At 72.1% G+C, this 25,321-nt stretch carries 28 protein-coding genes; 4 read left to right on the top strand and 24 right to left on the bottom strand.

What is annotated here, in order from left to right; genetic code table 11:
* Positions 1-33: 33 nt before the first annotated feature.
* The 5 genes from ACFQ7C_RS06760 to ACFQ7C_RS06740 all read right to left on the bottom strand — a co-directional run bounded on the left by ACFQ7C_RS06760 (position 34) and on the right by ACFQ7C_RS06740 (position 4,214).
* Positions 34-666 carry a response regulator gene (locus ACFQ7C_RS06760; RefSeq protein WP_378898741.1) on the bottom strand — a complete coding sequence of 211 codons (633 nt, stop codon included), beginning with the start codon at positions 664-666 and terminating at the stop codon, positions 34-36.
* Positions 663-1,928: a sensor histidine kinase gene (locus ACFQ7C_RS06755; RefSeq protein ID WP_378898740.1), complete on the bottom strand. Its 1,266-nt coding sequence runs from the start codon at positions 1,926-1,928 to the stop codon at positions 663-665. The genes ACFQ7C_RS06760 and ACFQ7C_RS06755 overlap by 4 nt, the downstream gene beginning before the upstream one ends.
* 72 nt (positions 1,929-2,000) lie before the next feature.
* A complete protein-coding gene (locus tag ACFQ7C_RS06750) occupies positions 2,001-2,765 on the bottom strand; it encodes an ABC transporter permease (protein ID WP_378898867.1) in 765 nt (254 codons plus the stop codon).
* A 98-nt stretch (positions 2,766-2,863) separates the two neighbouring features.
* Positions 2,864-3,757, bottom strand: a complete 894-nt coding sequence (locus tag ACFQ7C_RS06745; RefSeq protein ID WP_378898739.1) for an ABC transporter ATP-binding protein — start codon at positions 3,755-3,757, stop codon at positions 2,864-2,866.
* Positions 3,758-3,878: 121 nt separating this feature from the next.
* On the bottom strand, positions 3,879-4,214 hold the full coding sequence (locus ACFQ7C_RS06740; RefSeq protein WP_378898738.1) for a hypothetical protein: 336 nt from the start codon (positions 4,212-4,214) through the stop codon (positions 3,879-3,881).
* Positions 4,215-4,365: 151 nt separating this feature from the next.
* Here ACFQ7C_RS06740 and ACFQ7C_RS06735 point away from each other — a divergent pair, with 151 nt between their 5' ends.
* Complete coding sequence (locus ACFQ7C_RS06735; protein WP_378898737.1) at positions 4,366-5,568, top strand: pyridoxal phosphate-dependent aminotransferase; 1,203 nt, start codon at positions 4,366-4,368, stop codon at positions 5,566-5,568.
* 129 nt (positions 5,569-5,697) lie between these two features.
* Here ACFQ7C_RS06735 and ACFQ7C_RS06730 read toward each other — a convergent pair whose 3' ends face one another.
* The 6 genes from ACFQ7C_RS06730 to ACFQ7C_RS06705 all read right to left on the bottom strand — a co-directional run bounded on the left by ACFQ7C_RS06730 (position 5,698) and on the right by ACFQ7C_RS06705 (position 11,753).
* Complete coding sequence (locus tag ACFQ7C_RS06730; RefSeq protein ID WP_378898736.1) at positions 5,698-6,834, bottom strand: UDP-N-acetylmuramate dehydrogenase; 1,137 nt, start codon at positions 6,832-6,834, stop codon at positions 5,698-5,700.
* A 3-nt stretch (positions 6,835-6,837) separates the two neighbouring features.
* The gene (locus ACFQ7C_RS06725) at positions 6,838-7,251 is read right to left on the bottom strand and encodes a MaoC/PaaZ C-terminal domain-containing protein (RefSeq protein ID WP_378898735.1); all 414 of its coding nucleotides are present in this window, start codon (positions 7,249-7,251) and stop codon (positions 6,838-6,840) included.
* Positions 7,248-7,697, bottom strand: coding sequence for a MaoC family dehydratase N-terminal domain-containing protein (locus ACFQ7C_RS06720; protein WP_378898734.1), 450 nt, complete (start codon positions 7,695-7,697; stop codon positions 7,248-7,250). Before ACFQ7C_RS06720 ends, ACFQ7C_RS06725 begins: the two co-directional genes overlap by 4 nt.
* A 9-nt stretch (positions 7,698-7,706) precedes the next feature.
* A complete protein-coding gene (locus ACFQ7C_RS06715) occupies positions 7,707-8,546 on the bottom strand; it encodes a sulfite exporter TauE/SafE family protein (RefSeq protein WP_378898733.1) in 840 nt (279 codons plus the stop codon).
* Complete coding sequence (locus ACFQ7C_RS06710) at positions 8,543-9,397, bottom strand: DUF2510 domain-containing protein (RefSeq protein ID WP_378898732.1); 855 nt, start codon at positions 9,395-9,397, stop codon at positions 8,543-8,545. The genes ACFQ7C_RS06715 and ACFQ7C_RS06710 overlap by 4 nt, the downstream gene beginning before the upstream one ends.
* A 172-nt stretch (positions 9,398-9,569) precedes the next feature.
* Positions 9,570-11,753 carry a heavy metal translocating P-type ATPase gene (locus ACFQ7C_RS06705; RefSeq protein ID WP_378898731.1) on the bottom strand — a complete coding sequence of 728 codons (2,184 nt, stop codon included), beginning with the start codon at positions 11,751-11,753 and terminating at the stop codon, positions 9,570-9,572.
* A gap of 156 nt (positions 11,754-11,909) precedes the next feature.
* On the opposite strand from ACFQ7C_RS06705, the gene ACFQ7C_RS06700 reads away from it, so the two are divergent.
* A complete protein-coding gene (locus ACFQ7C_RS06700) occupies positions 11,910-13,292 on the top strand; it encodes an alpha/beta fold hydrolase (protein WP_378898730.1) in 1,383 nt (460 codons plus the stop codon).
* Between the two features lie 21 nt (positions 13,293-13,313).
* On the opposite strand, the gene ACFQ7C_RS06695 is transcribed toward ACFQ7C_RS06700, so the two are convergent.
* The 8 genes from ACFQ7C_RS06695 to ACFQ7C_RS06660 form a co-directional block, all read right to left on the bottom strand.
* A complete protein-coding gene (locus ACFQ7C_RS06695; protein WP_378898729.1) occupies positions 13,314-13,808 on the bottom strand; it encodes a GNAT family N-acetyltransferase in 495 nt (164 codons plus the stop codon).
* Between the two features lie 69 nt (positions 13,809-13,877).
* Positions 13,878-15,518 carry a CDP-alcohol phosphatidyltransferase gene (locus tag ACFQ7C_RS06690; RefSeq protein WP_378898728.1) on the bottom strand — a complete coding sequence of 547 codons (1,641 nt, stop codon included), beginning with the start codon at positions 15,516-15,518 and terminating at the stop codon, positions 13,878-13,880.
* Positions 15,515-16,270, bottom strand: coding sequence for a RibD family protein (locus ACFQ7C_RS06685; protein WP_378898727.1), 756 nt, complete (start codon positions 16,268-16,270; stop codon positions 15,515-15,517). The genes ACFQ7C_RS06690 and ACFQ7C_RS06685 overlap by 4 nt, the downstream gene beginning before the upstream one ends.
* A complete protein-coding gene (locus tag ACFQ7C_RS06680) occupies positions 16,267-17,223 on the bottom strand; it encodes a lysylphosphatidylglycerol synthase domain-containing protein (protein WP_378898726.1) in 957 nt (318 codons plus the stop codon). Before ACFQ7C_RS06680 ends, ACFQ7C_RS06685 begins: the two co-directional genes overlap by 4 nt.
* Positions 17,208-18,041 carry an SAM-dependent methyltransferase gene (locus ACFQ7C_RS06675; RefSeq protein WP_378898725.1) on the bottom strand — a complete coding sequence of 278 codons (834 nt, stop codon included), beginning with the start codon at positions 18,039-18,041 and terminating at the stop codon, positions 17,208-17,210. Before ACFQ7C_RS06675 ends, ACFQ7C_RS06680 begins: the two co-directional genes overlap by 16 nt.
* Positions 18,038-19,054 (bottom strand): glycosyltransferase family 4 protein, encoded by a 1,017-nt coding sequence (locus ACFQ7C_RS06670; protein ID WP_378898724.1) that lies wholly within the window; start codon positions 19,052-19,054, stop codon positions 18,038-18,040. Before ACFQ7C_RS06670 ends, ACFQ7C_RS06675 begins: the two co-directional genes overlap by 4 nt.
* Positions 19,051-19,446, bottom strand: a complete 396-nt coding sequence (locus ACFQ7C_RS06665; protein WP_378898723.1) for a 6-pyruvoyl tetrahydropterin synthase family protein — start codon at positions 19,444-19,446, stop codon at positions 19,051-19,053. The genes ACFQ7C_RS06670 and ACFQ7C_RS06665 overlap by 4 nt, the downstream gene beginning before the upstream one ends.
* On the bottom strand, positions 19,443-20,474 hold the full coding sequence (locus tag ACFQ7C_RS06660) for a zinc-binding alcohol dehydrogenase (RefSeq protein WP_378898722.1): 1,032 nt from the start codon (positions 20,472-20,474) through the stop codon (positions 19,443-19,445). Before ACFQ7C_RS06660 ends, ACFQ7C_RS06665 begins: the two co-directional genes overlap by 4 nt.
* A 20-nt stretch (positions 20,475-20,494) precedes the next feature.
* Here ACFQ7C_RS06660 and ACFQ7C_RS06655 point away from each other — a divergent pair, with 20 nt between their 5' ends.
* Positions 20,495-21,247 (top strand): CDP-alcohol phosphatidyltransferase family protein, encoded by a 753-nt coding sequence (locus ACFQ7C_RS06655; protein WP_378898721.1) that lies wholly within the window; start codon positions 20,495-20,497, stop codon positions 21,245-21,247.
* Between the two features lie 4 nt (positions 21,248-21,251).
* Positions 21,252-21,674, top strand: a complete 423-nt coding sequence (locus tag ACFQ7C_RS06650) for a hypothetical protein (protein ID WP_378898720.1) — start codon at positions 21,252-21,254, stop codon at positions 21,672-21,674.
* 55 nt (positions 21,675-21,729) lie between these two features.
* Here the strand turns inward: ACFQ7C_RS06650 and ACFQ7C_RS06645 are convergent, their stop codons facing one another.
* From ACFQ7C_RS06645 to ACFQ7C_RS06625, 5 genes are all read right to left on the bottom strand, one after another.
* Complete coding sequence (locus ACFQ7C_RS06645; RefSeq protein WP_378898719.1) at positions 21,730-23,100, bottom strand: MFS transporter; 1,371 nt, start codon at positions 23,098-23,100, stop codon at positions 21,730-21,732.
* 170 nt (positions 23,101-23,270) lie between these two features.
* Positions 23,271-23,504: a hypothetical protein gene (locus ACFQ7C_RS06640; RefSeq protein WP_378898718.1), complete on the bottom strand. Its 234-nt coding sequence runs from the start codon at positions 23,502-23,504 to the stop codon at positions 23,271-23,273.
* 75 nt (positions 23,505-23,579) lie between these two features.
* On the bottom strand, positions 23,580-23,786 hold the full coding sequence (locus tag ACFQ7C_RS06635) for a hypothetical protein (protein WP_378898717.1): 207 nt from the start codon (positions 23,784-23,786) through the stop codon (positions 23,580-23,582).
* A 59-nt stretch (positions 23,787-23,845) separates the two neighbouring features.
* Positions 23,846-24,676 (bottom strand): zinc-ribbon domain-containing protein, encoded by an 831-nt coding sequence (locus ACFQ7C_RS06630; RefSeq protein WP_378898716.1) that lies wholly within the window; start codon positions 24,674-24,676, stop codon positions 23,846-23,848.
* Positions 24,677-24,769: 93 nt separating this feature from the next.
* Positions 24,770-25,291, bottom strand: a complete 522-nt coding sequence (locus tag ACFQ7C_RS06625; protein ID WP_378898715.1) for an SRPBCC domain-containing protein — start codon at positions 25,289-25,291, stop codon at positions 24,770-24,772.
* Positions 25,292-25,321 lie beyond the last annotated feature (30 nt).

The following is a 25,321-nucleotide window of genomic DNA, read 5'->3' as shown; positions in this document are numbered from 1 at the left end:
CCCGGGTTGCGGCATCCGTCGTCCGTCGCGGCGCTACGCGAGCAGGCCGCGCTCCATGGCGAGGGTCACGGCGCGGGTGCGATCGGCGACGCCGAGCTTCTCGAAGACCTTGAGCAGATGCGTCTTCACGGTCGACTCGCCGATGCCCAGGGCGACGGCGATCTGCTTGTTGCTGTGCCCGGTGGCGACCAGCCGCAGCACGTCGAGCTCTCTCGCCGTGAGGACGGTCTCGGGCTCGGGCCGCCGCATCCGCTCGACGAGCCGCACTGCGACCTGAGGCGACAGCGCGGACTGCCCCGCCGCCACCGAGCGGATGCCGGCGACGATCTCGGCCTGCGGCGCGGCCTTCAGGAGGTACCCCGTCGCGCCGGCCTCGATGGCCGCGAGGATCTGGTCGTCGGACTCGTACGTGGTGAGGATCAGCACGCGGGGCGGCGGTTCGCCCGCCTCCCCGCCGGCGATCCGGGCGGTGGCGGCCACGCCGTCGACATGCGGCATGCGCAGGTCCATCAGCACGACATCGGGACGGGTCGCGGCCGCGAGACGCACGGCTTCGTCGCCATCGGATGCCTCGGCCACGACCTCGAAGCCGGGCTCGTCCGAGAGCAGCCCCGCGAGACCGGCGCGCACCACCGGGTGGTCGTCGGCGATGAGCAGCCGGATCACGGGCGATCTCCCTTCGTCCGCACGGAGTCGCTCACCGCATCCCCCGCCCCGCTCGACGCCACGGGGACCGACGTACCCGCGGCGTCCTGCGCGTCCTGCGACGCCGCGGGAAGCCTGACCGTCAGTGTCGTGCCCTCGCCCGGCGCCGAGGCGACGTCGAAGGTTCCGCCCGCGAGCGCCACGCGCTCGCGCATGCCGTCCAGTCCGAACCCGCTCCCCGGCTTCGCGGTGTCGAACCCGCGTCCGTCGTCGCTCACCTCGAGCACCGCCGCGCCGTCCGCCGCGACCGCCACGCGCACCGCGACGTTCGCGGCTGCCGCATGCTTGGTCACGTTCGACAGCGCCTCCTGCAGGCACCGCAGCAGCACGACCTGTGCTTCGCGATCCAGCCGACCCCGCACGCCGGCGGTGTCGAGCTCGATGCGCGAGGCGCCGTGCTCGCGGAACCGCTCGATGAGCCGCTCGACCGCGGCGCCGAAGGCCGGCTCCCGGGGAACGGCCGCCGTGCGGGCGACCAGGGCGCGCGCCTCGGCGAGGGCGTCGCGCGCGACCTGCTCGACCGTCGCGATCGTGGTGGCGGCAGCATCCGTCTGTCCCTCTCTCGACTGCCGGCCCGCCCGCTCGGCGAAGATCACGAGCCCTGCGAGCGTCTGCGCCAAGGTGTCGTGGATGTCGCGGGCCAGGCGCTCGCGCTCCGCGGACGCGCCGCGCTCTCGGCTGAGGGCCTCGACCTGGCTCTGGGCCGCCGTCAGCTCGGCGAGCAGGCGCTCCCGCTCCTCGCCGTACTCGGCGATGCGGGCGATCCACAGGCCGATGGCGATCGCGAAGGAGAGGGAGAAGACCGCGGTGGTCCCACCCGCGAGCAGGGAATCCAGGTTCATGCCGTACCCGAAGCTCGCCCCGACGAAGACGCTCCCCGCGATGACCGCGGATCCGCCGATGCCGCGACGCCGGGAGTCGCCGATCACCCACACGAGGGGGTACGCCAGAGTCTGGAGCATCGCCATGAACGGAGCCGCGCCCGCGCCGATCCCCGCGGCGACGGCCGCCACAGACAGGAAGGCGGGGTACCGCCACGCCGCGCGCGGCGGCTCGATCGCGTCTCGGCCGATCATGGCGTAACCCAGGACGAAGAGGCCGATCGATCCGAGCGCGATCGCGGTGCGCGCGGCCGTCGCGGGTGGGAAGAGGAAGACGAGCGCGATGGCGATGACGGCGCACACGATCGACACGATCGTGTCCCATCCCCGCTTCGTCAGCATCGCTTCCCTCTCCCCTTCGTCGATGCGGCGCCCGGTGTCCGCGCGTTCCGCGGACGCCCGGGCACCGTCAGGCTATGCGTCGCGCCGGATCCAGCGGAAGGTGACGCGCGAGAGCACGAGCCCCACGACCAGCCAGATCCCGAGCGCGATCGCGACTCCGGCGAGGTTCCACTCGCCGTTCTGCTCGAGCGTCGCGTACGCGTCGGGCAGGAACACCGCGCGCATGCCCTGGGCCATCCACTTGAGCGGGAAGAGACCGGCGACGTTCTGCAGCCACTCCGGCAGCTGCGAGAACGTGAGGTACACGCCCGAGATGAACTGCAGCGCGAGGGCGATCGGCACGACCACCGCGGTCGCGCTCTTCGCGGTGCGCGGCACGGAAGACAGGGCGACACCGAGGAGGGCCGACGTCGTGATGCCGAGGACGAACACCCACGCGAACGTCGCCCACCGCTCGGGCTCGGTGGGCAGCTCGACCCCGAGCACCGTGGACGCGAACACCAGCAGCAGGGCGGACTGCAGCACTCCCGTGACCAGCACCTGGCCGATCTTGCCGATGAAGTAGCTCACCGGCGACAGCGGCGTGCCGCCGAGTCGCTTGAGCATGCCGTCGGACCGCTCGATCGCGATGTCCATCGCGAGGTTCTGGAATCCCGAGAGCAGCAGGCCGGCGGCGATCATGCCGGGCAGGTACAGCTCGGCCATCGAGATCGGCGGCACGCCGGGGGCGATCTGCACGTCGCCGTCCGACCCGAACGCGACGCTGAACAGCCCGAGCATGAACACGGGGAAGAGGAACGTGAAGAACAGCGTGTCGCCCGAGCGGAAGTACTGCATCAGCTCGAACCGCGTGCGCCAGACTCCCACGCTGATGACGTTGCGGCGTCCCCGCCGCAGACGGCTGCCCGCGGTGCGGGTCCTCTCGACGGTGGCGCTCATCGCACCGCTCCCTTCTTCTCGGCGGCCGCCCCCGCGGCCGCGTCGGTGGTCGTCTCGCCGACCATCCCGAGGTAGACGTCCTCGAGGCTCGGGCGCACGATCTCGAGCTCGGCGGGTGCCTCACCCAGCCGCGCGGCCAGGGCGGTCGCGAACGCGAACGGGTCCTCGGAGCGCTCGTGCCGCAGCATCCCGTTCTCCACCCATCGCACGATCGGAACACGCGCGGCCTCGCCGCCGAACCCCGCCACGGGCCCGATGGCCCTCAGCCGGCCCTCCGCGATCACCGCGACGCGGTCGGCGAGCTGCGCCGCCTCGTCGAGGTAGTGGGTGGTCAGCACGATCGTCGTGCCCTCGGCCTGCAGCCGCCGGATCAGCTCCCAGAACTCGCGCCGCGCGTGCGGGTCGAAGCCCGTCGTGGGCTCGTCGAGGAAGAGCAGCTCGGGGCGTCCGATGATGCCGAGGGCCACGTCGACCCGCCGCTGCTGACCGCCCGAGAGCTTCGAGATGCGGGTCCTCGCCTGCGCCTCGAGGCCGACGGCCGCGATCACCTCGTCGACGTCGCGCGGATCCGGGTAGAAGCCGGCGAACTGCCGCAGCTGCTCGCGGACGGTGACGAGGCCGGACTGGCCCGTCGACTGGAGCACGATCCCGAGCCGCGCCTTGAGGTCGAGGCCGCCCGTGGCGGGGTCCACGCCGAGCACCTCGACGTCGCCGCCGGTGCGCCGCCGGTACCCCTCGAGGATCTCGACGGTGGTCGACTTGCCGGCGCCGTTCGGCCCGAGGAGTGCGAAGGTCTCGCCGCGCTCGATCTCGAACGACACGCCGTCGACGACCGTGCGGTCGCCGTAGGTCTTGCGCAGGTTCCGCACCCGCACCGCTTGTGTCTGCATGCTTCCAGCGTCGCGGAGGACGGATGCTGCGCCCAGCGGTCATCCGCAGGAGAAGGCATCCCCCATTCGGTGGATGCCGGCGTCCACCGTGCGCTCCCGCGCGACGGCGGGACCGACCCGGTCAGTGACCGTGTGCGATCGTCACCGGTACGGGGACGGCGGCCTCGGCAGCCGCCCGCTCCTCCGCGCGGAGCAGGCGCTGGCCGCGGATGCCGCCCGCCAGCGCCCAGGCGAGCAGCCACACCCCCGAGCCGACGGTGACGATGAACGCCACGCGCAGCCCGACCTCGGGGTCGAGCAGCAGCACGAGGCTGACGAGGGCGACGAGGCCACCGACGATGGCACCCGTGGCGCCGATCATGGTGAGCACGCACCCGCGCGCCAGCCACCAGGCGATCCCACCGGCGATGACGAGCACGATGGCGAGCACGACGGCTCCCCAGATCCAGGCGTCCACGACGCACAGGGTATCGCGCGACCGGGCCGATCCGGAAGAGCGCTTACCGACCGGACGTTCCGTCGTGCCGCGCGCGCATCGCGCACACCCGCAGGCCACGCGTGCGCGATCAACGGCTGAACCCCTGCGCCGCGCGGACTACGCTCGAAGCGTGACAGAACGCGCACCGCTCTCCCGCAAGCTCTCCGCCATCGCCGAGTCCGCGACCCTGAAGGTCGATGCCAAGGCGAAGGCCCTGCAGGCCGCCGGCCGGCCCGTCATCTCGTATGCCGCGGGCGAGCCCGATTTCGCGACGCCGCAGTTCATCGTCGACGCCGCCGCCGAGGCGCTGCACAACCCCGCGAACTTCCGCTACACGCCCGCCGCCGGGCTTCCCGTGCTGCGCGAGGCGATCGCCGCGAAGACGCTGCGCGATTCGGGCCTCGACGTCGACCCGTCGCAGATCATCGTCACCAACGGCGGCAAGCAGGCCGTGTACCAGGCCTTCCAGACCGTGGTGAACCCGGGCGACGAGGTGCTGCTGCCGGCACCGTACTGGACGACGTATCCCGAGGCGATCGCGCTGGCCGACGGCATCCCCGTGGAGGTGTTCGCCGGGGCCGACCAGGACTACAAGGTGACCGTCGAGCAGCTCGAGGCCGCTCGCACCGACAAGACCACGGCACTCGTGTTCGTGTCGCCGTCGAACCCGACCGGCTCGGTGTACACGCTCGAAGAGACCGAGGCGATCGGCCGCTGGGCTGTCGAGCACGGCATCTGGATCATCTCCGACGAGATCTACCAGAACCTGGTCTACGAAGGCACGCGCGCCGTGTCGATCGTGGAGGCGGTTCCGGATGCTGCGGCCCAGACGATCCTCGTCAACGGCGTCGCGAAGACCTACGCGATGACCGGCTGGCGCCTGGGCTGGATGGTCGGCCCCAAGGACGCGATCAAGATCGCCGGGAACCTGCAGTCGCACCTGTGCTCGAACGTCAACAACATCGCGCAGCGCGCGGCGCTGGCGGCCCTCAGCGGCCCGCAGGACGAGGTCGAGCAGATGCGCCAGGCCTTCGACCGCCGCCGGCGGACGATCGTCGCGGAGCTGTCGAAGATCGACGGCGTCGAGGTGCCCACGCCGCTCGGTGCCTTCTACGCCTACCCCGACGTGCGCGGACTCCTCGGCCGCGAGTGGGCGGGCGTCACGCCGACCACCTCGCTCGAGCTGGCCGACCTCATCCTCGAGAAGGCGGAGGTCGCGGTGGTGCCCGGCGAGGCCTTCGGCCCGTCCGGCTACCTGCGCCTGTCGTACGCCCTCGGCGACGACGCCCTCCTCGAGGGCGTGCAGCGCCTGCAGCGCCTCTTCGCGTCGTAACCCCGCGCGTCCTTTCCGGAACGCGGATGCCTCGCCCCGAGGCATCCGCGTTCCTGCGTCTGCGCCCGCCCGGCCACGCTGTTCGAAGGAGGACGACGGCCCCACTCGGACGCAGCAAACAGCCGAGTGTCAGAGCTCGACGTTCACCAGCACCGGCTCGGGCTGCAGGATCAGGCCGAACTCGGACTGCACGCGGCCCTGGATGAAACGGGCGAGCTCGGCGAGCTCGGCCGCGGTCGCATGGCCTCGGTTCGTCAGCGCCAGGGCGTGCTTGGTCGACAGTCCCGCGCGCGAACGCGGCAGCTTGAACCCCTTGCGCACGCCGGCGTGCTCGATGAGCCAGCCGGCGCTGACCTTGACGTCCGACTCGACCGTGGTGGGCGCGGGCACGTAGCCGTCGAAGTTCGCCAGCGGGATGACGAGCACGGGATCCAGGTCGGGGTGCACGGGCCACCGCGGGCACGCCTCGGGAAGCGTGCGGGCGAAGGATGCCGACACCACCGCGTTCTGGAAGAACGACCCGGCGCTGTACGTGTCGGGGTCGTCGGCGTCGAGCACCATCCCCTTGGCGCGGCGGGTCTCGAGGATGCGGTCGCGCACCCACGCGAGGGTCACCTCGTCGTCGGGTCCGAGGCGCAGCGCGGTGCGGAGCTGGTCGCCCGCGATGCGGCGCGCGCCCTCGCCGATCTCGGGCAGGTCCAGCGTCACCGTGAGGATCACCGCGCGCCGCGCGGGAACCGAGCCGTAGTGATGCTTGAGCACCGAGGTGCGGAAGCCCAGCCCGAGCTCGGAGGCCGGCACGGTCGAGACCTCGCCGGTCGACTCGTCGAGGAGCTCGACCTCGCTGAGGGTCTGCACGATCTCCTGCCCGTACGCACCGATGTTCTGCACCGGTGCGGCGCCGACGGTTCCAGGGATCCCCGACATCGCCTCCACGCCGCCGAGCCCCGCCGACACCGCGTACGCGACGAGGTCGTCCCAGTCGTGGCCCGCCTGCACCGTGAGGCGCACGCGTCCGGGCAGGGGCGACGGCATCCGTTCGATGCCCTTCGTGAGCACCCGGACGACGGTGCCGCCGAAGGGCTCGTCGCCGACGAACAGGTTCGACCCGCCGCCCAGCACGAGCCAGTCGTCGCCCGACGCCCACACGTCGCGCAGGGCGGCGACGAGCTCGTCGGTCGTGGCGGCGTCGATCATGCGCTCCGGCGCGCCGCCGGTGCGCAGCGTGGTGAGCCGCGAGAGCGGGACGGGTGTGACTTCGCGCATCTGTCAGGTGGTCCGGACGCGCACCTGCGCCTTGACCAGCACGGTCGCGCCCTCGAACGACACAGTGAGGTCGATGCGCGCGGAGTCGTCGTCGACCGCGCCGACCTTCGCGACGACGGTCACGTCGGCGCCGGTCTCGGGGTCGACGACGACGGGCTTGGTGAAGCGCACCCCGTACTCGAGGATGCGGCCGGTGTCGCCCACCCACGACTCGAGCGTGCCGACGGCGAGCCCCATCGTCAGCATGCCGTGAGCGAGCACGCCCGGCAGGCCGACGGCGGTGGCGACGTCGTCGCGGTAGTGGATCGGGTTGAAGTCGCCGGAAGCCCCGGCGTAGCGCACGAGGGACTCGCGGGTGAGGTGCACGGTGCGCTCGGCGACGACGTCGCCGACGGTCAGGTTCTCGAGCGCGCTCACTCGTCGCCCTCCCCCACCAGCAGGACGGACGTGGTGGTGACGACGTGGCCGCCCGCGGCGTCGGTGATCTCGGACTCGCTGGTCACCATCGCGGCTGCGCCCATCGCGCGGATGCCCGTGACCGACAGCCTCGCCGTCAGCTCGTCGCCCGCGACGATCGGCCGCGAGTACCGGAACCTCTGCTCGGCGTGCAGCACGTTCTTGAGGACGATGCCCGAGTCGGGCTCGCCGAGCAGCTGCTGGAGCGTGGCGTCGGTCACGACGATCGCGAAGGTCGGCGGCGCCACGACGTCGGCATAGCCGAGCGCCTGCGCGGCGGAGGGGTCGGTGTGCTGCGGGTCGTCGGCGAAGACGGCGCGCGCGAACTCGCGCACCTTCTCGCGACCCACGAGGTAGGGGGTCGTCGGCGGGAAGTCGCGGCCGACGAGCTCGGGGTTCACTGGCACCAGGCCATCCTACCGAGCGGGCTCCCCCGCCCCGGCCGGCCCGGTCGCCGGGCGGGGACGCCCGCGCCATGCGCGCATGCCCATCTGCACGGCGATGACCACGAGGTACGCCGCGAACAGCATGTTGCCGACGAACGGGTCGATGAGCGTCGCCGCCCACGCGCCGAGAGCCGTCGTGGTGCACGCGGCGAGGCCGACGACCGCCGCCGCCACCAGATCGACGTTGCGCCGGCGGATGTTGCCGACGGTGCCGGACACGGCCGTCGGGATCATCATGAGCAGCGACGTGCCCTTGGCGACGAGGTCGCTCGTGCCGAACAGCACCATCAGCGCGGGAACCACGATGATGCCGCCGCCGACGCCGATGAGTCCCGACAGGATGCCGGTGACCACACCCAGCACGACCAGCAGGGCGCCGCTCAGCCAGGTGAGCGAGAGTTCGGCGTCGCGGGAGGGGATCACGACGAAGAGGCTGACGATCACGGCAGCGAGGAAGCCGACGAACGCCCACCGCAGCACCGTCAGCGAGAGCCGGGGCAGCAGCCACGTGCCGATCTGGGCGCCGAACACCGCGCCGGCGGCGAGCAGCAGGGCGGGGATCCACGCGACCGAGCCGTGCACGGCATAGGAGATGACCCCCACCGCCGCCGTGGGCACGATCGCCGCGAGCGAGGTACCCGCGGCGAGGCGCTGATCGAAGTGGAGGAACAGCACCAGGAACGGCACGATGACCGTGCCGCCGCCGACGCCGAACAGACCCGACAGGAGGCCCGCAAGCAGGCCGATGCCCACGCAGGCGAGGATGAATCGGGCGTCGTGCGGGGGTCGCGCCGTCTCGGGCGCGGTCATTCCGTGTCGATGGCGTCGATCAGCCAGTCGCCGTCGGACTCGACCAGCGTGTACTGATACCCGAGCGAGCTGTCCGTCGGCTCGCTGGGATCGCCGTTCTCGTCGACGAGGGCCGTGTAGGTCTCGTCGGTGATCACGGTGATCTCGTCGCCGATCGTCTCCACGTCGGTGACGTTGATCCGGTAGTCCTCGACACCGGCACTGAAGGCAGCGGCCTGGTCCTCGAAGACGGTGCAATCGGTCAGCGAGACCGTCTCACGGAAGCCCTCGGTCGTGGCGGCGCCGAGCTTGTCGCAGTCGCCCTCCTGCCACGCTTCGTCGTACAGTCCGACGGTCGCGACGGCGGCGCGCTCGTCGTCGGACTGGCCGGCGCTGTTGGCGGTCGACGCCGACAGGAGCAGCAGCGGGATCACGACCGCCGCGGCGATCACGATGCCGAGCAGCACGACGCCCAGCACCACCCACACGATCCACAGCTTCGACTTGCTGCGCGGTTCGGTGGCCGCGGTGAATCCTCCTCCGGTGGGTGCGACCCCGGCGGGGGTGCCCGGGTAGACGCCCTGCGGGTACCCCTCCGCCGGCGGCGACCCCGCCGCGGCGGGGTCGCCGGGCCGACCCGAAGGCTCGGGCTGCGCCGCGTACGCGGACGCCTCGGGCTGACCCACAGGCACCGGGCTGCCGTCTGCGCCCTGCTGCTCGAAACCGAGGTCGCTCGCGAGGATCTCCGCCTCGGTCGGCGCCGGCGAGGTCTCCGCGTCGGGCTGGGCGACGTGCTCCGTCCACCGCGCTCCGTCCCACCAGCGCAGTGCGCCATGACCGTCGTCGTACCAGCCGGGAGGAGTCGTCGTCATCCTCAAACCCTATCCCTGCGACCCTGGCGGCACGGGCGACGGTCCCCACGCCCCTCCACGCATCGCTGGCGCGCTGCGCGGAGCCTCTGGCGCGTGGGCCCAGCTGCGACCCCGGGCGGCATGGACGAAGGATGCTGCGACCCGGCGCCGGGCCGCAGCATCCGTCATCCGGTCAGCGGTCGAGGACGGCGCGGGTGCTCTGCTCCGGACGGAGGTCGAGGCGGCGCAGCAGCTGGGCGTTCAGCGCCACCACGACCGTCGACAGCGACATCAGGATCGCGCCGACCGACATCGGCAGCACGAACCCGATGGGGGCCAGCACGCCGGCGGCGAGCGGCACCGAGATGAGGTTGTACCCGGCGGCCCACCACAGATTCTGCGTCATCTTGCGATAGCTCGCGCGCGACAGCTCGATCACCGACAGCACCGAGCGGGGGTCGCTCGACGCCAGGATGACCCCGGCCGACCCGATCGCAACGTCGGTGCCGGCGCCGATGGCGATGCCGACGTCGGCGCGCGCGAGCGCGGGTGCGTCGTTGACCCCGTCGCCCACCATCGCGACCTCGAGCCCCTCGCTCTGCAGCTCGGCGACCTTGCGCTCCTTGTCTTCGGGACGCACGCCGGCGAAGACGCGACGGATGCCGAGCGCCTCGGCGACCGACCGGGCGACGGGTTCGGCATCGCCCGTGATCATCACGACCTCGACGCCGAGCCTGTGCAGGGCGTCGACCGCCTCGCGCGACTCGGGTCGGATCTCGTCGGCGAGCGCGAGGCCTCCGACGACCGTGCCGTCGCGCACCACGTGGAGCACGATCGAGCCCTGGTCGCGCCAGGCCTCCGCGGCCGCCAGTTGGGTCGCGTCGACCTCTTCGAGCAGGCGCGGGCCGCCGACCCGCACCACCCGTCCGTCGACGGTCGCGGTCACACCGACCGCCGGCGACGACTGAAAGCCGGTCGCAGGCGGGAGGGAGACACCGCGCTCGTGGGCGGCGCGCACGATCGCCTTCGCGAGCGGGTGCTCGCTGTCGGCCTCGGCCGCCGCGGCGAGCGCGAGCACGCCGTCGGCGTCGAGGTCCTCCACGGCGGCCACGTCGACCACGATCGGCTCGCCCTTGGTGAGCGTGCCCGTCTTGTCGAACAGTACGGCGCCGATCGTGCGCATGCTCTCGAGCGCGAGGCGGTCCTTGATGAGCACGCCGCCGCGCGCGGCCCGCTCGGTCGCGATCGAGACCACCAGCGGGATCGCGAGGCCCAGCGCGTGGGGGCACGCGATCACGAGCACCGTGATGGTGCGCACGACCGCTTCGTCGGGGATCCCGAACGCGGTCCACACGATGGCGGTGAGGGCGGCGGCCCCCAGCGCGAACCAGAACAGCCAGCCGGCCGCGCGATCGGCCAGCCGCTGTGCGCGCGACGTCGAGCTCTGGGCCTCGGCGACGAGCCGCTGGATGCCGGCGAGCGTGGTGTCGTCGCCGGTCGCGGTCACCTCGACCCGAAGGCCGGAGTCGGTCGCGACCGTGCCGGCGGTCACGCGATCGCCGACGCCGCGCGCGACCGGGCGGGACTCGCCCGTGACCATCGACTCGTCCATGTCGGCGCCGCCGTCCACGATCCGGCCGTCGGCGGGAACGCTGCCACCGGGGCGCACGAGCACGACATCGCCGAGCCGCAGCGCCGAAGGAGCCACCGTGAGGATGCGGTCGCCCTCCACGCGCTCGGCCTCATCGGGGAGGAGCGCCGCGAGCGAATCGAGGGCGGACGTGGTCTGCGCGAGCGAGCGCATCTCGATCCAGTGGCCGAGCAGCATGATGACGATGAGGAGGGCGAGCTCCCACCAGAACTCGAGCTCGTGGTGCAGCAGTCCGAGGCTCGCGCCCCACGACGCGAAGAAGGCGACCGTGATGGCGAGGCCGATGAGCAGCATCATGCCGGGCTTGCGCGCCCGCAACTCCGACACGGCGCCCGACAGGAAAGGCCAGCCGCCCAAGAAGTACATGACGGTGCCCAGCACCGGCGAGATCCACCGCACCCAGGGCGCGTCGGGCAGCGTGTAGCCGAGCACCATCGCGAACATCCCCGAGGACGCCACCACGGGCACGGCGAGCGCGAGGTTGATCCAGAACAGCCGGCGGAAGCGCGCGACGTGGTCCGCGCCGTGGCCGGCGTGGGCGCCGTGGTCCATGCCGCCGTGGGCGCCGTGATCCATGTGGCGGGCGTGCGCCCCGTGGTCGGCGTCCTCGTGCGCGGCGTCGTGGTGGGCTGTGTGGTCGGCATGGTCGGGGTCGTGCGCCGTCTGGAGCGAGCTCGGACCGGGGACGGCGGTGCCGTCGGCGTGGTCGCGATGCGGATCGGTCACGGTGATCTCCTCGTCGAAGTACGATTCCGTTATACCCCCTAGGGGTATCATCCACAATCGCAGGGAGGATTGACGTATTCCCGATCCACCGGAATCGTGGCGGATGTCGGCGGTGCGGGCGACACTGACGACACCGGCGAGTCGCGAGGAGCGCGCATGGACATCATCCTGGTGGCAGGCCTGTGGATGGGCGGGTGGGCGTGGTACGAGGTGGCTCCCGCGCTGGAGCGGGCCGGCCACCGCCCCGTGCCGCTCACTCTTCCCGGCATGCAGTCCGCCGACGCCGACCGCTCGGCGATCACGCTCGCCGACCACGTCGCGGCGGTCGTGGCGGCGATCGACGAGGCGCCCGGCGAGAAGGTCGTCCTCGTCGGGCATTCCGCCGGCGCCGGCATCGTCTACGCTGCGGCCGACGCGCGCCCCGATCGGGTGGCCCGCCTCATCCTCGTCGGCGGCTTCCCGACGGCCCACGGCGACCCTCTGCTCGACGGGTTCGCGACGGAGGGCGGCGAACTCCCGCTGCCGCAGTGGAGCGAGTTCGAAGAGGCCGACCTCCGCGATCTGGGCGAGGGCGGCATGACCGCGTTCCGCGCCTACGCCATCCCGTCGCCCGCCGGCGTCGTCACGGGCGTCCAGCGCCTCTCCGACGAACGCCGCCTCGACATCCCCGTCACCGCCGTCGCGACCGAGTACACGGTCGCCGACCTGCGCGGCTGGATCGACTCCGGCGCGCCGCCCGTCCGCGAGTTCGCGCGCCTCCGCGACGTGACCTACGTCGACCTGCCGACCGGTCATTGGCCGCAGCTGACGCGGCCGCAGCAGCTGGCCCGGCTCATCCTCGCCCAGCCGCCTCTCGGCGACGGAACCCTCGCAGCGGAGGTCCAGACCATCAGCGCGCTCGACTTCCACGCTTCCGACGGCGTGGAAGACTGGCGCGTCCTCTACTGGGGCGCGCACGCCTTCTTCCGCGCCGAGTCGCTCGCCCATGCCGCCCGGCTCGTGGCGGAGGTCGTCGCCATCGCGGAAGGACTCGACCATCACCCCGACATCGACCTGCGCCCCGAAGGCGTCTTCGTCAAGACGTTCAGCCGTCGCGACGGTGCGCTGAGCAGGGCGGATGCCGATCTCGCCGCATCCGTCTCACGCGCGGCGCGCGCACTCGGCCTCGAGCCCGACCCGTCCGTGCTCACCGTCGTCGGCATCGCCGTCGCACAGGGGCCCGACGCGCACGTGCGCCCGTTCTGGAGCGCCGCGCTCGGCTACGACCCGCTCGGCGGCGAGGACGCGGTGGATCCCCTCCGACGCGGTCCGCACGTGTGGTTCCACCCGCTCGACCCGCCCAGACCCGGCCGCGGGCGCACCCACATCGACATCTCGGTGCCACGCGACCAGATCGAGGCCCGCGTGGCGGCGGCGCTGGCCGCGGGCGGGCGGATGGCCGACGACTCCCACGCGCCGGAGTGGTGGACCCTCACCTCGCCCGACAACCACGGCGTCGACATCGCCGCCTGGACCGATGACTCGGACTTCTCGGGCTGAGCTCGCGTGCGGGCGGGTCGGTCACCGCACCATTCGCACGTCGATGATCGACGGCACCATCGGGTCGGTCTGCTCGGCGCCGTCCAACTCGAACCCGTTGCGCCGGTAGAACGCGATGGCGCGAGGGTTGTCCTTCGCCACCCACAGCACGGCCGGCCCGGCGTCCAGCACCGCGTCGAGCAGCGCCTGTCCGGCTCCTCCCCCGTGATCGGCCGCGGCGACGTAGAGCATGTAGAGCTGCCGCTCGCAGGGTGGCGCCTTCCCGTCGAACTCGAGGCCCGGGCCCGAGGTGGCGAAGCCGATGATGCGACCTTCGCGCTCCGCGATCCGGATGCGCCATTCGTCGCGGGGGTCGTCGAGGATGCGGGTCCACATGCTCCGTCGTCCCTGCGCGAACTCGGCGTCGAAGAATCCGGCGGGCAGCAGGTGGGTGTACGTCTCTCGCCACGTCGCCACGTGCAGCTCGGCGATCTCGGCCGCGTCGCGTGGCTCGGGCACGCGCAGGGTGAACGTCATGTCGTCATCCTGCCAGCGGGCGCGGCGGCCGGACAGGTGCACGACGACCGCGGACCGCCGGAGGCGAGGTCACCCGGCGGCGCGGAAAGCCGCGAAGAAGCGGTCGCGGAAGGCATCCATCCGCCACACCGGCGACGCGTCGGACGGCCGCAGCCCGGGAGTCCAGTTCCAGCCGGAGATCGTGTCGAAGACCGCAGGATCCTTCGCGATGACGCTGATCGGCACGTCGCGACCGGCGTCGTCCCCGCTCACGATCGACGCCGGCTGATGGTCGCCCAGCATGACGACCACCAGGTCCGGGTCGTCGGCGTTCCGGAGGAACGAGAGCATCGACCCCAGCGCGTACTGGACGGACTCCCCGTAGAACCGCCGCACCGTCTCGGGGTCCTTCCAGACCTCGTCCGCCTGGGGGCTGCGGGCAAGCTGCGCGTCGTAGATCGAGCCGTCGCCGACCTCGGCCCAGGGCACGAGCTCGGGCAGCGGCGCCCACGGGGTGTGCGACGACACGAGGTCGATCTCGGCCATGACCGGACGCGCCGCCCCGGCGAGCTCGTGGTCGGCGAAATGCTTGAGCGTGTACTGATCGGGGATCCGCGCGTAGCCGAACGACGGGCCGCGATAGCCGACGTTCGTCGCGTCGAGCAGGGTGTCGTAGCGGTAGAACGACGACCCGATGTCCCACGGGTGCCGGTTCGAGGGCACGTCGCTGACGGTGCGCCATCCGGCGCGGGCGAACGCCGAACTGAGCGTCAGCCGGTCGGTGCGCACGACGAGGTCGTACACCGCCTGCGAGTCGATCCAGACGCCCGTCTGCAGCGTCGCGTGGGCGAGCCAGCTGACGCCGCCGAAGGTCGGCGACGTGAGCCATGCGCTCCGCGACGCGTACCCGTCGGCGGCGAGGGCGTCGTCGCCGCGGCGCAGCACGTCGCCCACGCCCTCCGAGATGCGATCCCCCTCGAGTGCGACGCGGCCGTAGCTCTCGACGAACACGACCACGACGTCCTTGCCCTCCAGCGCCGCGAGGAGCTCGGCCGCCGGCACGTCGGCGTAGGGATCGTCGGCGACGTCGCGCGCGACGCGGGCCCGCGTCTCGAGTGCCGACACAGCGCGCGACACGGCCGAGCCGACGGACGAGGCGGATGCTGCGGCCGCGACCGGGTCCGCGATCCGCAGCGGTGCCGCGACCGACGCCATGACGATCCAGGCGGCCGTGACGACGGCCAGCGCGCGGCGTCCGCGGTCGGCCCGGCGACGCAGAGCGCGGTCGACGCGCAGGGCGGCCCAGCCGGCCGCGACCCCCACCCCGACGATGACCGCGATCGCCGCGGTGAACACCGCGGTGGCCGGCGCGGAGCCGATCGCCGAAGCGACGACGCCGTACGCGTCCGCGAGCTGAGGCCAGTCCAGCGGAACGAAGTGGACGCCGAGCGCGGCCTGGTAGCCCCGGTCGATGGCCGCGAGGAGCACCGCGACACCCACGAACGCGCCGAACACGGTCGCGACGGCGAGGCGCAGCATCCGCCACGGCACGAGGCTGAGCACCAGCAGCGCCACGATGGACTCGGCGGGAATGCGCACGAGGTCGCCGGCCGAACCCGTCGCCAGCGCACCGGGCACGAGCGGCAGCACGACCAGCACCGCCACGGCGCAACCGAGCGTCAGGCGCTCGCGCCACATCGGCGCCGCACGCACGGCCCGCATGGCGCTCACGGCCGCTCGGCGGCGACGCTCCCCCATCCCGCTTCCGCGTGCCGCGGATCGGGGTCGAGCAGGCCGAAGCGATCCGACAGGGCGTAGCGCAGGAGCACCACATCGCCGATCTGGCGCGTGTCTGCCAGATGCGCCCGGCGGGATGCCGTCCACGGGAACGCCGACGGGCCGACCACGCGAGGAGCACCGGCCTCGCCGACGAAGAACGGCGCCACGACGAGGTGCAGCTCGTCGACGAGGTCGGCGCCCAGGAACTGGGTGAGCACCGTGCCGCCGCCCTCGACCATGAGGCTGCGCACGCCGTGGTGGGTCCCGAGGTCGTCGAGCAGCGCATCCATGGTGACGCACTCGTCGCCCAGGCCGACGACGATCGCGCGGTGCCCCAGTCGCTCGCGCAGCTGCGACGCGCGTCCGCGCGGGCAGTAGACGATCCGGGGCCCCTCCCCCGCCGTGAAGAACGCGGCCTCCGCGGGCAGGTCGCCGCTCGCCGTCACCGTCACCTTCGCGGGCGACTCCTGTCGCCCCGACGCCAGCCGGCGGGCACGGCGCTCGGCGTCCCGCACCAGCAGGCGCGGGTTGTCGCGACGGACGGTCGAGGCACCCACCATGATCGCGTCGTGCTGGGCGCGCACGTCGTCGACGCGGTCGAGGTCGGCCGCGTTGGACATCGCGAGCCGGGCGGGCTCGGCGCTGTCGAGATAGCCGTCGATCGACATCGCGCAGCTGAGAGTGACGTAGGGTCGCTCGCTCATGCGGATCTCCTCCCCCCGATGATGCCCCTCGGGTGAAGCGAACGGAAGCGGTCCGCGAGCAGGGCGAGGGCGCCGGGCAGGACGGCGACCACCGTGAGCACGCCGAACGCGGTCGACACGGCGAGGCCCGCGCCGGCACCCAGTCCGGCGAGCGCGAACGCCGACGCGGCGACCGCCTCGCGCGGTCCCCAGCCGCCGAAGCTGACCGGGATCGCGGCGGCGCCGAGCACGATGAGGGCGACGACGGCGAGTTCGGAGGTGCCGGCGTGCACTCCCGCCGCCAGCCCCGCGACGACGAATGTCGTGGCGTGCGCGGCGACCACGACGACCGACGCGGCCGCGATCGCGAAGAGCGCCGACGGCCGCGCGAGCAGGGGGCGCAGCATCCGGTACTCGCGCCGCAGCGCCGCCCGCCCGCGCCGGGTGAGGGCGACGACACCGACCGACGCGACCGCGAGTGCGGCGATCGCGCCGCTGATCCAGGCGAGGGGCGCGAGCGGCGACGCCAGGCCGAACGGCAGCAGGATGGCGAGCGTGAGCGCGATCTGCACGAACTGCCCGGCCACCCGCTCTGCGGCGACCGCCCGGGCGGCGAGATCGACGCGCTCGTGGTGCTGCCCGTGGACGTAGGCGCGATGCACGTCCCCGACGACGCCGCCGGGCAGCACCGTGTTGAGGAACTGCGACCGGTAGTACGAGGCGAAGGCCTCGCTCCACGGGAGGGGCAGTCCGAAGCCCGCCGACACGATCCGCCAGCGCCAGGCTGCGGCGGCGGTCGCGACGGCGGCGAGCGCGATCGCGGCGAGGATCGTCGCCGGCGAGATCGACGCCACGCCGTGCACGAAGGGCCCGACGCCCACCACGGCGACCGTGCCCGCCACGACGGCCAGGGCGGCCACGATCCTGACGGCGGATCGCAGACGGGGAGGCATCCGGCTCAGCGCGGCGGCCATGCCAGGAGATCCTCGTGCGAGACGGTCACGCGCAGCCGCCCCTCCGCAGCCTGCGCGATTCGGCGTTCGCGATACGCGGCGGCGTCCCGCGCGAGCTCGGGACGCTGCTCGACGGCGGCGCCGATCCAGCCGTCCAGCCATTCGTCGATCAGAGCGGTGTCGCGGCGAGCGAGGCGCCACGGCGTCGCCGCGGTGCGGACGTTCCAGCCTGCGTCGGCGAAGAGCGACCCCACCACGGCGACAGCGTCGGGTCCCAGCATCCGTCGCCCTGAGGCATCGCGCCGCTGATGGTCGTTGAAGGCGGACTCGATCGCGTGCTCGATCTCGTCGTACCGGTCGGAGGGGCGCACCCTGACCGAGCCCGCGACCGACAGGCTGAAGAGCGCCGGAGTGCCTGCGGCGACGCACGCGGCGACGACGTGGGTGGCCTCGGCTTCGGTGATCACATCGAGGAGGGCGGATGCCGTCACCGCCGCCGCCCCGTGGAAGGCGTCGCTCGGCAGCGAGGCCAGGTGCTCGACGACGATGTCCGCCTCGATCGGGTGGCCCATCGCGTCGGCGACCGCGCGCAGATCGAGGTGCTCGACGATGTCGGCGTCGCCGTCGCGGAGCACCCACCGCTGCGGCCCTGGCAGCCTCGGGGCGAGCCAGCGGGTCATCGAGCCGGTCCCCGCACCGAGGTCGTGCAGCAGCACCGGCGCCGGGGCGTTGCCGAGCAGGCGCGCGAGGTCGTGCGCGAGCTCGGCCGAGCGCGCCTCGTCGTCGGCGGGTGCGCGCAGCGCGAGCCACCCGGCGGTCGCGGTCGAGATCGAGGTCATGCCGCCTCCAGCGCACGGGCCACGGTCGTCACGGTGTCGCGCCAGGTCGGCAGCAACCGGCGCGCCTCGAGCGCCTCGCGGCGCAGGCGAGCCCGCAGCGCGGGTTCCGTGAGCCACGCGTCGAGGGCGCCGGCGAGCGCAGCCGGGTCACCGGGACGGACGAGCAGGCCCCCGCCGCCCGCGAGCGCGTCCGGGATGCCGCCCGTGTCGGCACCGAGCACCGGGATCCCCCGCGCCCGCGCGTCGGCGATCGCCATGCCCGAGCTCTCGACGCGCGACGGGGCGATCAGGAGCGCACTGCGACGGTACGCCTCGGCGAGGGCGGCGTCGTCCAGCACCCCGGCGAGCCGGACCCGGCCGTCGAGGGCGGTCGCCTTCCGGGCGATCCGCGCCGCGAACTCGGGGAAGGACTCGCTCGAGCCGACGAGGGTGCAGCTCCAGTCCGCCGTGCGCAGGCGGGCGAGCGCATCGAGCAGCGTGTCCTGTCCCTTGTGCGGCGCGATCACGCCGATGCACAGCATCTCCCCATCGTCGGACGGCGGTGGAGCGGGCTCTGCCGGAAAGGTCCCCGGCACCGCGACGACCGTGCGATCGGGGTCCGCGAGCCCGCGACGCCCCAGTTCCGCCGCGGCCCAGGGGCTCGTGGCGATCACGTCGTGCGCCGACGCGAGGGCGCGGCGTTCCGCGTCGATCGCGGCATCCGTCGCGTCCGGGAAGGCCGCCGTCACCATGTGCGCCAGCACCGTCAGCCGCAGCCGCGCCGCGGCCTCCTCCACCGCCGCCGGCGCCCACCCCGCCACGAGGCCGTCGATCAGCACGCGCGACCCGTCGGACGCCTCACGCAGGACGGATGCCGCGTGCGCGGCGTCCGCCGCCTCGCACACGTCCACGTCCCAGCCGCGGCCGCGCAGTCCCTCCCGGAGGTGCCGGTCGTAGACGTTGCCGCCGCTCACGCGCCGGGGGTCGTCGACCCCCGCGGGGACGACGAAGCGGAGGGACGGAGCATCCGTCACAACGACACCTCGTACGAGGCCCACGCGACATGCGACTCGTGCAGGGTGACGACGATCCCGCTCAGTCGCGCATCCCCGAGGCCGCCGTCGTGCACCCGCGCGGCGAGGCGGTCGCCGATGATCTGGCACAGCCGCTCGGTCGTGGTGTTCACTCCCGCGAGGTCGGGCTCGTCGTCGAGGTTGCGGTAGGTCAGGGCGCCGACGATCTCCCGCAGCGCGTCACCGGCCCGGCCGATGTCGACGACGATCCCGTGCGGATCGAGCTCCTCGGCCCGGAACGTCGCGTCGACGAGATAGGTCGCGCCGTGCAGCTGCTGCGCAGGTCCGAAGACGTCGCCGCTCAGGCTGTGGGCGATCATGAGGTGGTCGCGGACCGTGAGGCTGAAGGTCATCCGGCACTCCAATCGATGGTGTGGCACAGTTCGCCGGCAGTGCCGGCGGCGAGCGCGGCCGTCACGTCGGGCAGCTCGCGCCACGTCGACGTGCCGCCGAGCAGTGCGTCGAAGGCAGGATCCTCCAGGAGCCGCAGCGCGAGCGCAAGACGGTTGCGTGTCGTGCGCGACGACCGGCGGCGCATCGCGACCGCGCCGACCTGGCTGGGGCGGATGGCGACGCGTCGCGCGTGGAAGTCGGCGCCGAGATCGAGCGTCACGTGACGGCTGCCGTACCAGCTCGCGACGACGACCTCGCCGTCGGTCGGCGCGAGCCGCACCGCGGCTTGGAGCCCCGCTCCGGCGCCGCTCGCCTCGATCACGACATCCGCCTGCGGGATCTCATCGCCCGTGAGCGCGAACTCGACGCCGAGCGTCTCGGCGGTCGCCGCTCGCGCCGGCTCGACGTCGACGAGGGTGACCTCGGCACCCGGGATGCTGCGCGCCACCCTCGCGATCGCGCACCCGATCATGCCCGCGCCGACGACGACGACGCGATCGCCGACGAGCGGGCCGGCATCCCACAGCACATTGACCGCGGTCTCGACCGCGCCGGAGAGCACGGCACGGCGCGGCGGAACGGCGTCCGGCACCGCGAGCAGAGCGTCCGCGGGCACCACGTAACGCGACTGGTGCGGGAACAGGCAGAACACCGTGCGGCCCCGCACTGTCGATGGACCGTCTTCGACGGTTCCGACATTGAGATAGCCGTACTTCACGGGGAACGGGAACTCGCCCGCCTGGAACGGCGCGCGCATGCGCTCGCGCTCCGACTCCGGCACCTCCCCCCGGGCGACGAGCGTCTCGGTGCCGCGGCTCACGCCGGTGAAGAGCGTGCGGACCGACGCCTGGCCGTCCGACACCCCCGGCAGCGGTTCGGTGCGGAACTCGCCCTGCCCGGGGCCGACCGTCCACCATGCGGTCGCAGCATCCGGAATCTCGCGGTGAACCTCAGCGGGTGTCTGCGTCGTGTTCCCGGTGACCGCCATGAGGAGTACACGGAGCGCGCATGGGAAAAGTTCAGTGGGTGCCGTGGTGGTGGGTCGCCGCCGGCGTCGCCGGCCTGCTGGCGATCGGGACGGCGGTGCCCCTGTCTCCGGCGGCCTGGGCGGCCGGTCTCGCGTATCTGACGGCGTCGTCGCTGCTGCTGACGCGGGGTCTCCGCCGTCGGCGCGCCGAACGGTTCGGACCGGCGAACGCCGTCACGGCGACGCGGTCGGTGCTGGCCGGGATCGTGACCGCGCTCGTGGTGGCGTCGTTCGGGGGTCCGACGGCGACCGCGCTCCTCGTGACGCTCGTGGCCGTGGCGCTGCTCCTCGACGGCGTCGATGGGATCGTCGCGCGCCGCACGGGCAGCGAGAGCGAACTGGGCGCCCGGTTCGACATGGAGGTCGACGCCTACCTGCTCCTGGTGCTGTGCGTGTACGACGCGCGGTACGTGGGGTGGTGGGTGCTTGCGATCGGTGTGCTGCGCTACGCGTTCGTCGTCGCCGGATTCCTGCTGCCGTGGATGAGGCGGACCTTGCCGCCGCGGTACTGGCGCAAGGTCGTGACGGCGGCGTGCGGCGTCGCGCTGGCGGTCGTCGCAGCGCGGGTGCTGCCGCCCGCCGCCGATGTCCTGATCGCGGTGGCGGCGCTCGTGCTGGTACTGGAGTCCTTCGGCCGGGACGTGCTGTGGCTCCTGCGGGTGAACCGTGACCGCTCCCGGCTCGTTTCCCTCGAGAAGGCGTCGACCACCTCACCTCAGGAAGAGAGCAGGTAGGACCATGACCGATTCCAGTGTGCGCGTGCTCTGGACCATGCGCATCCTCAGTGCGATCGCCCTTCTCGCCGCGGGCGGTATCCATTTCTATCTGGCGCTGAACGGCGTCGGCGGCATCCTGGGGGTGATGTTCATCCTCAACGGCGTGGCCGGGCTCGTCCTGGCGCTGGGGATGCTGCTGCTCCGTGGGCGCCTGCTGCAGGTCGTGACGGTGCTGAGCCTGCTGTTCCTCATCGCGACGCTGGGCGCACTCGTCCTCGCACTCACCGTGGGGCTGTTCGGCATCCACCAGACGTGGGACTTCACGCTCGTGCCCCAGACCGTGATCATCGAGTCGATCGGCATCGTCATCCTCGGGATCACGACGGCGATGGTGCTGCGGCCGCAGCCGGTGCCGGGCATGCGCCGGCACGCGACGGGGGTGTAGGCAGTCCGCCGGCGGACCGCCCCGCCGCTGGGGGGCGGGGCGGTCCGGCTGTGGCTCAGGCGCCGGTGGACACCTTCTCGGCCGCGAGCTTCTCCTCGTCGAGACGGTCGAGCTCGTGCAGCGACGATCCCTTCGTCTCGCGCATGGAGATCACCGCGATGAGCGTGATCCCCGCGGCGATCGCGAGGTAGACGGCCACCGGGATGTACGAGCCCGTGTTGGCCAGCAGCGCCGTCGCGATGATGGGCGCGAGCGAGCCGGCGACGATCGACGTCACCTGGTACCCGAGCGAGACGCCCGAGTAGCGCATGCGCGTCGGGAACATCTCGGACATGATCGCCGGCTGCGGCGCGTACATGAACGCGTGGATGAACAGTCCGAGGCAGATCGCCGCGACGATGATCACCGGGTTGCGCGTATCGAACATCGGGAAGGCGATGAAGCCCCAGGCCGCCGCTCCGAGTGTGCCGATCAGGTACACCGGCTTGCGGCCGATCTTGTCGGTCAGCCCGCCGATGAGCGGGATGACGATCATGTGGACGATGTGCGCGATGACGAGGAGGCCCAGGATCTCGGCCGTGTCGACCTCGAGAGCCACTGCCAGGTACGTGATCGAGAACGTCACCACGAGGTAGTACATGATGTTCTCCGCGAAGCGGAGGCCCATCGCCGTCAGCACGCCGCGCGGGTAGCGCTTGAGCACCTCGAGCACGCCGAAGCGCAGCGCCTTGGACTGCTCGACCTCCTTCTGCACCTCGAGGAAGATCGGTGCATCGGTCACTCGGGTGCGGACGTAGTAGCCGATCGCGACGATCACGACCGACAGCCAGAAGCCGATGCGCCAGCCCCAGGAGAGGAACTGCTCCTCGCTGAGCGTGCGGCTCAGCATGAGCAGGACGACGGTTGCCACCAGGTTTCCGATCGGCACGGCTGCCTGCGGCCACGACGCCCAGAATCCGCGCGTCTTGTTCGGCGAATGCTCCGCGACGAGCAGCACCGCCCCGCCCCACTCGCCGCCGACGGCGAAGCCCTGTGCGAAGCGCAGCGCGACCAGGAGCGCCGGAGCCCAGTAGCCGATCATGTCGAACGTGGGGAGGCATCCCATCAGGAAGGTCGCCACGCCCACCAGGATGATCGCGAACTGCAGCAGCTTCTTGCGGCCGTACTTGTCGCCGAAGTGACCGAACACGATGCCGCCGAGCGGCCGGGCGACGAAGCCGACCGCGTACGTGACGAACGCCGCGATGATCGGCGCATACGGGTCGTCCGACGGCGGGAACATGATCTTGTTGAAGACGAGCGTCGCGGCGGTGGCGTAGAGGAAGAACTCGTACCATTCGACGACGGTGCCTGCCATCGAGGCCGTGACGACGCGCCGCAGGCTCGACTGCTTCATCGAGACCGGGGGTGTCTGGGGTGATGCCATAGCGCTGGTACCTCCTTGTAGAGCGCGGGAGCGGCTCGGGGGGAACCGCCCTGCGGGACGTTACCTGACGGACGATTCAGGTTTCAAGGGGGTTGACGCCGACGCCACAGTGAAGTTCCCCGGATCTTCTCTCTTTCAGCAGGCATCACGCCGATCGAGCGGCACAGGAGTCACTCCCACGCGGCCACGAGCATCCAGTGACCGTCGACCTCTTCGACGTCCATCACGCGCGTGCGGTGGTCGACGTCGCTTCGCGCCGTGAACCGCCAGCTCTGGAACAGCCGCCCGCCGTCGCTGCGGGTCGGGGTGTCGATGATGCGCCACCGCTCATGGTCGACGACGAGGCGCACGGGGCGTCCCTGCTCGCACCAGACCTGAACATCCTCACGTTCCAGCATCCGCATGATGCCCTCCTTCATAGAATCTATGTTCGATAGTAGGACGCGAGAAGCCTGGGCGCAACAGCGAATGCGTTCGGTTTACGCGGTGCGGCTGTCGACCTCGGCGGCGGCTCCTACCGCTGCGAGATGGATCGCGGCGACACCGTCGCGAAGCGCCCCGACAGGCACCTCGACGGTCTCGTACTGGGACGTGAATCCGTTCTCGTCGACCACCGACACGGTCACCAGAACGTGGCCCCGGCGCGGCAGGCGCGACGCGGTGCGGGCGAGTTTCTTCGTCTTCATGTCCCCTCCGCGACCACCGTAGCGACGACCTCCGACACGCGCGCGCCGCACGCGCGGGCTCACCTCAGGTAGGCGTCGACAAGAAGCGGACCACGGATGCTGCGCAGCGCGTCGACGAGGAGCCGGCTGCTGCGCGTGGTCCAGGCCGACATCACGATGTCGTGCGGGCCGATCGGCTCCAGTTTCCCGGTCCGCACGCGGACGACCTCCCACCCCGCCGCCCGGACGGCGCGGTCCTTGCGGCGGTCGGCTTCCTCGCGCTTGCCGACGTGCTCGAGCCCGTGCCTGCCGACGGTGTCGTACTCGAGCGCGATCCGGAGCTCCGGAAGGAGGATGTCGGGCCACACCTCCAGGTGGTCGAAGAAGGGTCGCGCCGTTCGGATCGCGGTGAAACCCGGCGTGACCGCCAGCCTCGCGAAGACGTCTGCGCGCATGCGCGCCTCGACGGCCGACGCCGGCTTCGGCGCGCACACGCTCGCGAACGGCTCTCCCACCGGAAGATCCGGAGTCTTGGCGCACAACGTTCGCGGGGGCTTGCGGCGCGGCGCGCGCTCGGCGCCCGGCTGGCGCGTCGCGATGCGCGGCGGGTTCGCCAGCACCGAGCACTCCGGGCACCAGGCCGAGCGGCGCCGCTCGCGGCCGGGGCGATCGCGCTGCTCCGACGGCGTGGCTGCGAACATGTGCCCGGCCTCGCACTGCCACAGCAGCAGCACGTCAGCCGCCGGCGGCACCTGGGTGAGGGTGATGCCGGCATTCAGATCGGGGTGGTACTGCCTGATGAGCGCCGGATACGCCGCCCATTCCGAGCGGTAGGTGCCCACCGGGTACGGCACGTCGACGCCCTTCGAGAACTGGCGTCTCGCCCACCACAGTTCTACGCGCTCCGGCATATGCGCACTCTAGGCATGGCCGCCGACACCTGGCGCGCGGACTTCTGCCCTTCGCGACTCCCGGGAATCGCGAAACGGTCGAGGTCCGCTCGACTACTGGGCAGCCCGCGCGGCCGCGGCCTCCGCGACCTGGCTGTGCAGTTCGCCGTGGTCCTCCGCGGTGAGCTCCTCGTCGCCGCTGAACACGTACGGCGCGCCCTCACCCGTCTCGATGCGCGCCTTGAGGCTGCCGTTCACGAACATCGCCCACGCGTTGGTGCAGATGTCGTAGCAGTCGTCGTCGGATGTGAGCCCGTCGTGCGTGAAGATGATTCGCGTGCCGCCGTCGTCCTCGAGGATGTCGAACCGGACTGTCGTGCCGTTCCACTCCTGCTTGTCGGCGACGAAGTCGAGGTGGCTGCCGGTGACGAGCCACGCCACGCGGCGGCCGGGCTCCAGCTCGGTGACCCGGAATCCGCTGTAATGCAGTCCCGGGACGACATAGACGAACTCGCCGCCCACCTCGGTGGTCGAGCCGGTGGTCCGGCCCCACCATCCCGCGACGTCGTTGATCGCGTCGAACGCCTCCTGTGCCGAGGCATCCACGGTGATCGTGGTGGTGAAGCTCGCGGTCATGCTCCTGCTCCTTTGCTCGCGACCCGGATC

Origin of the sequence: Microbacterium sp. NPDC056569 (genome assembly GCF_042793475.1) — a bacterium.
In the GTDB taxonomy this organism is placed as follows: Bacteria; Actinomycetota; Actinomycetes; order Actinomycetales; family Microbacteriaceae; genus Microbacterium.
This window is presented reverse-complemented; position numbering and strand designations above follow the sequence as displayed.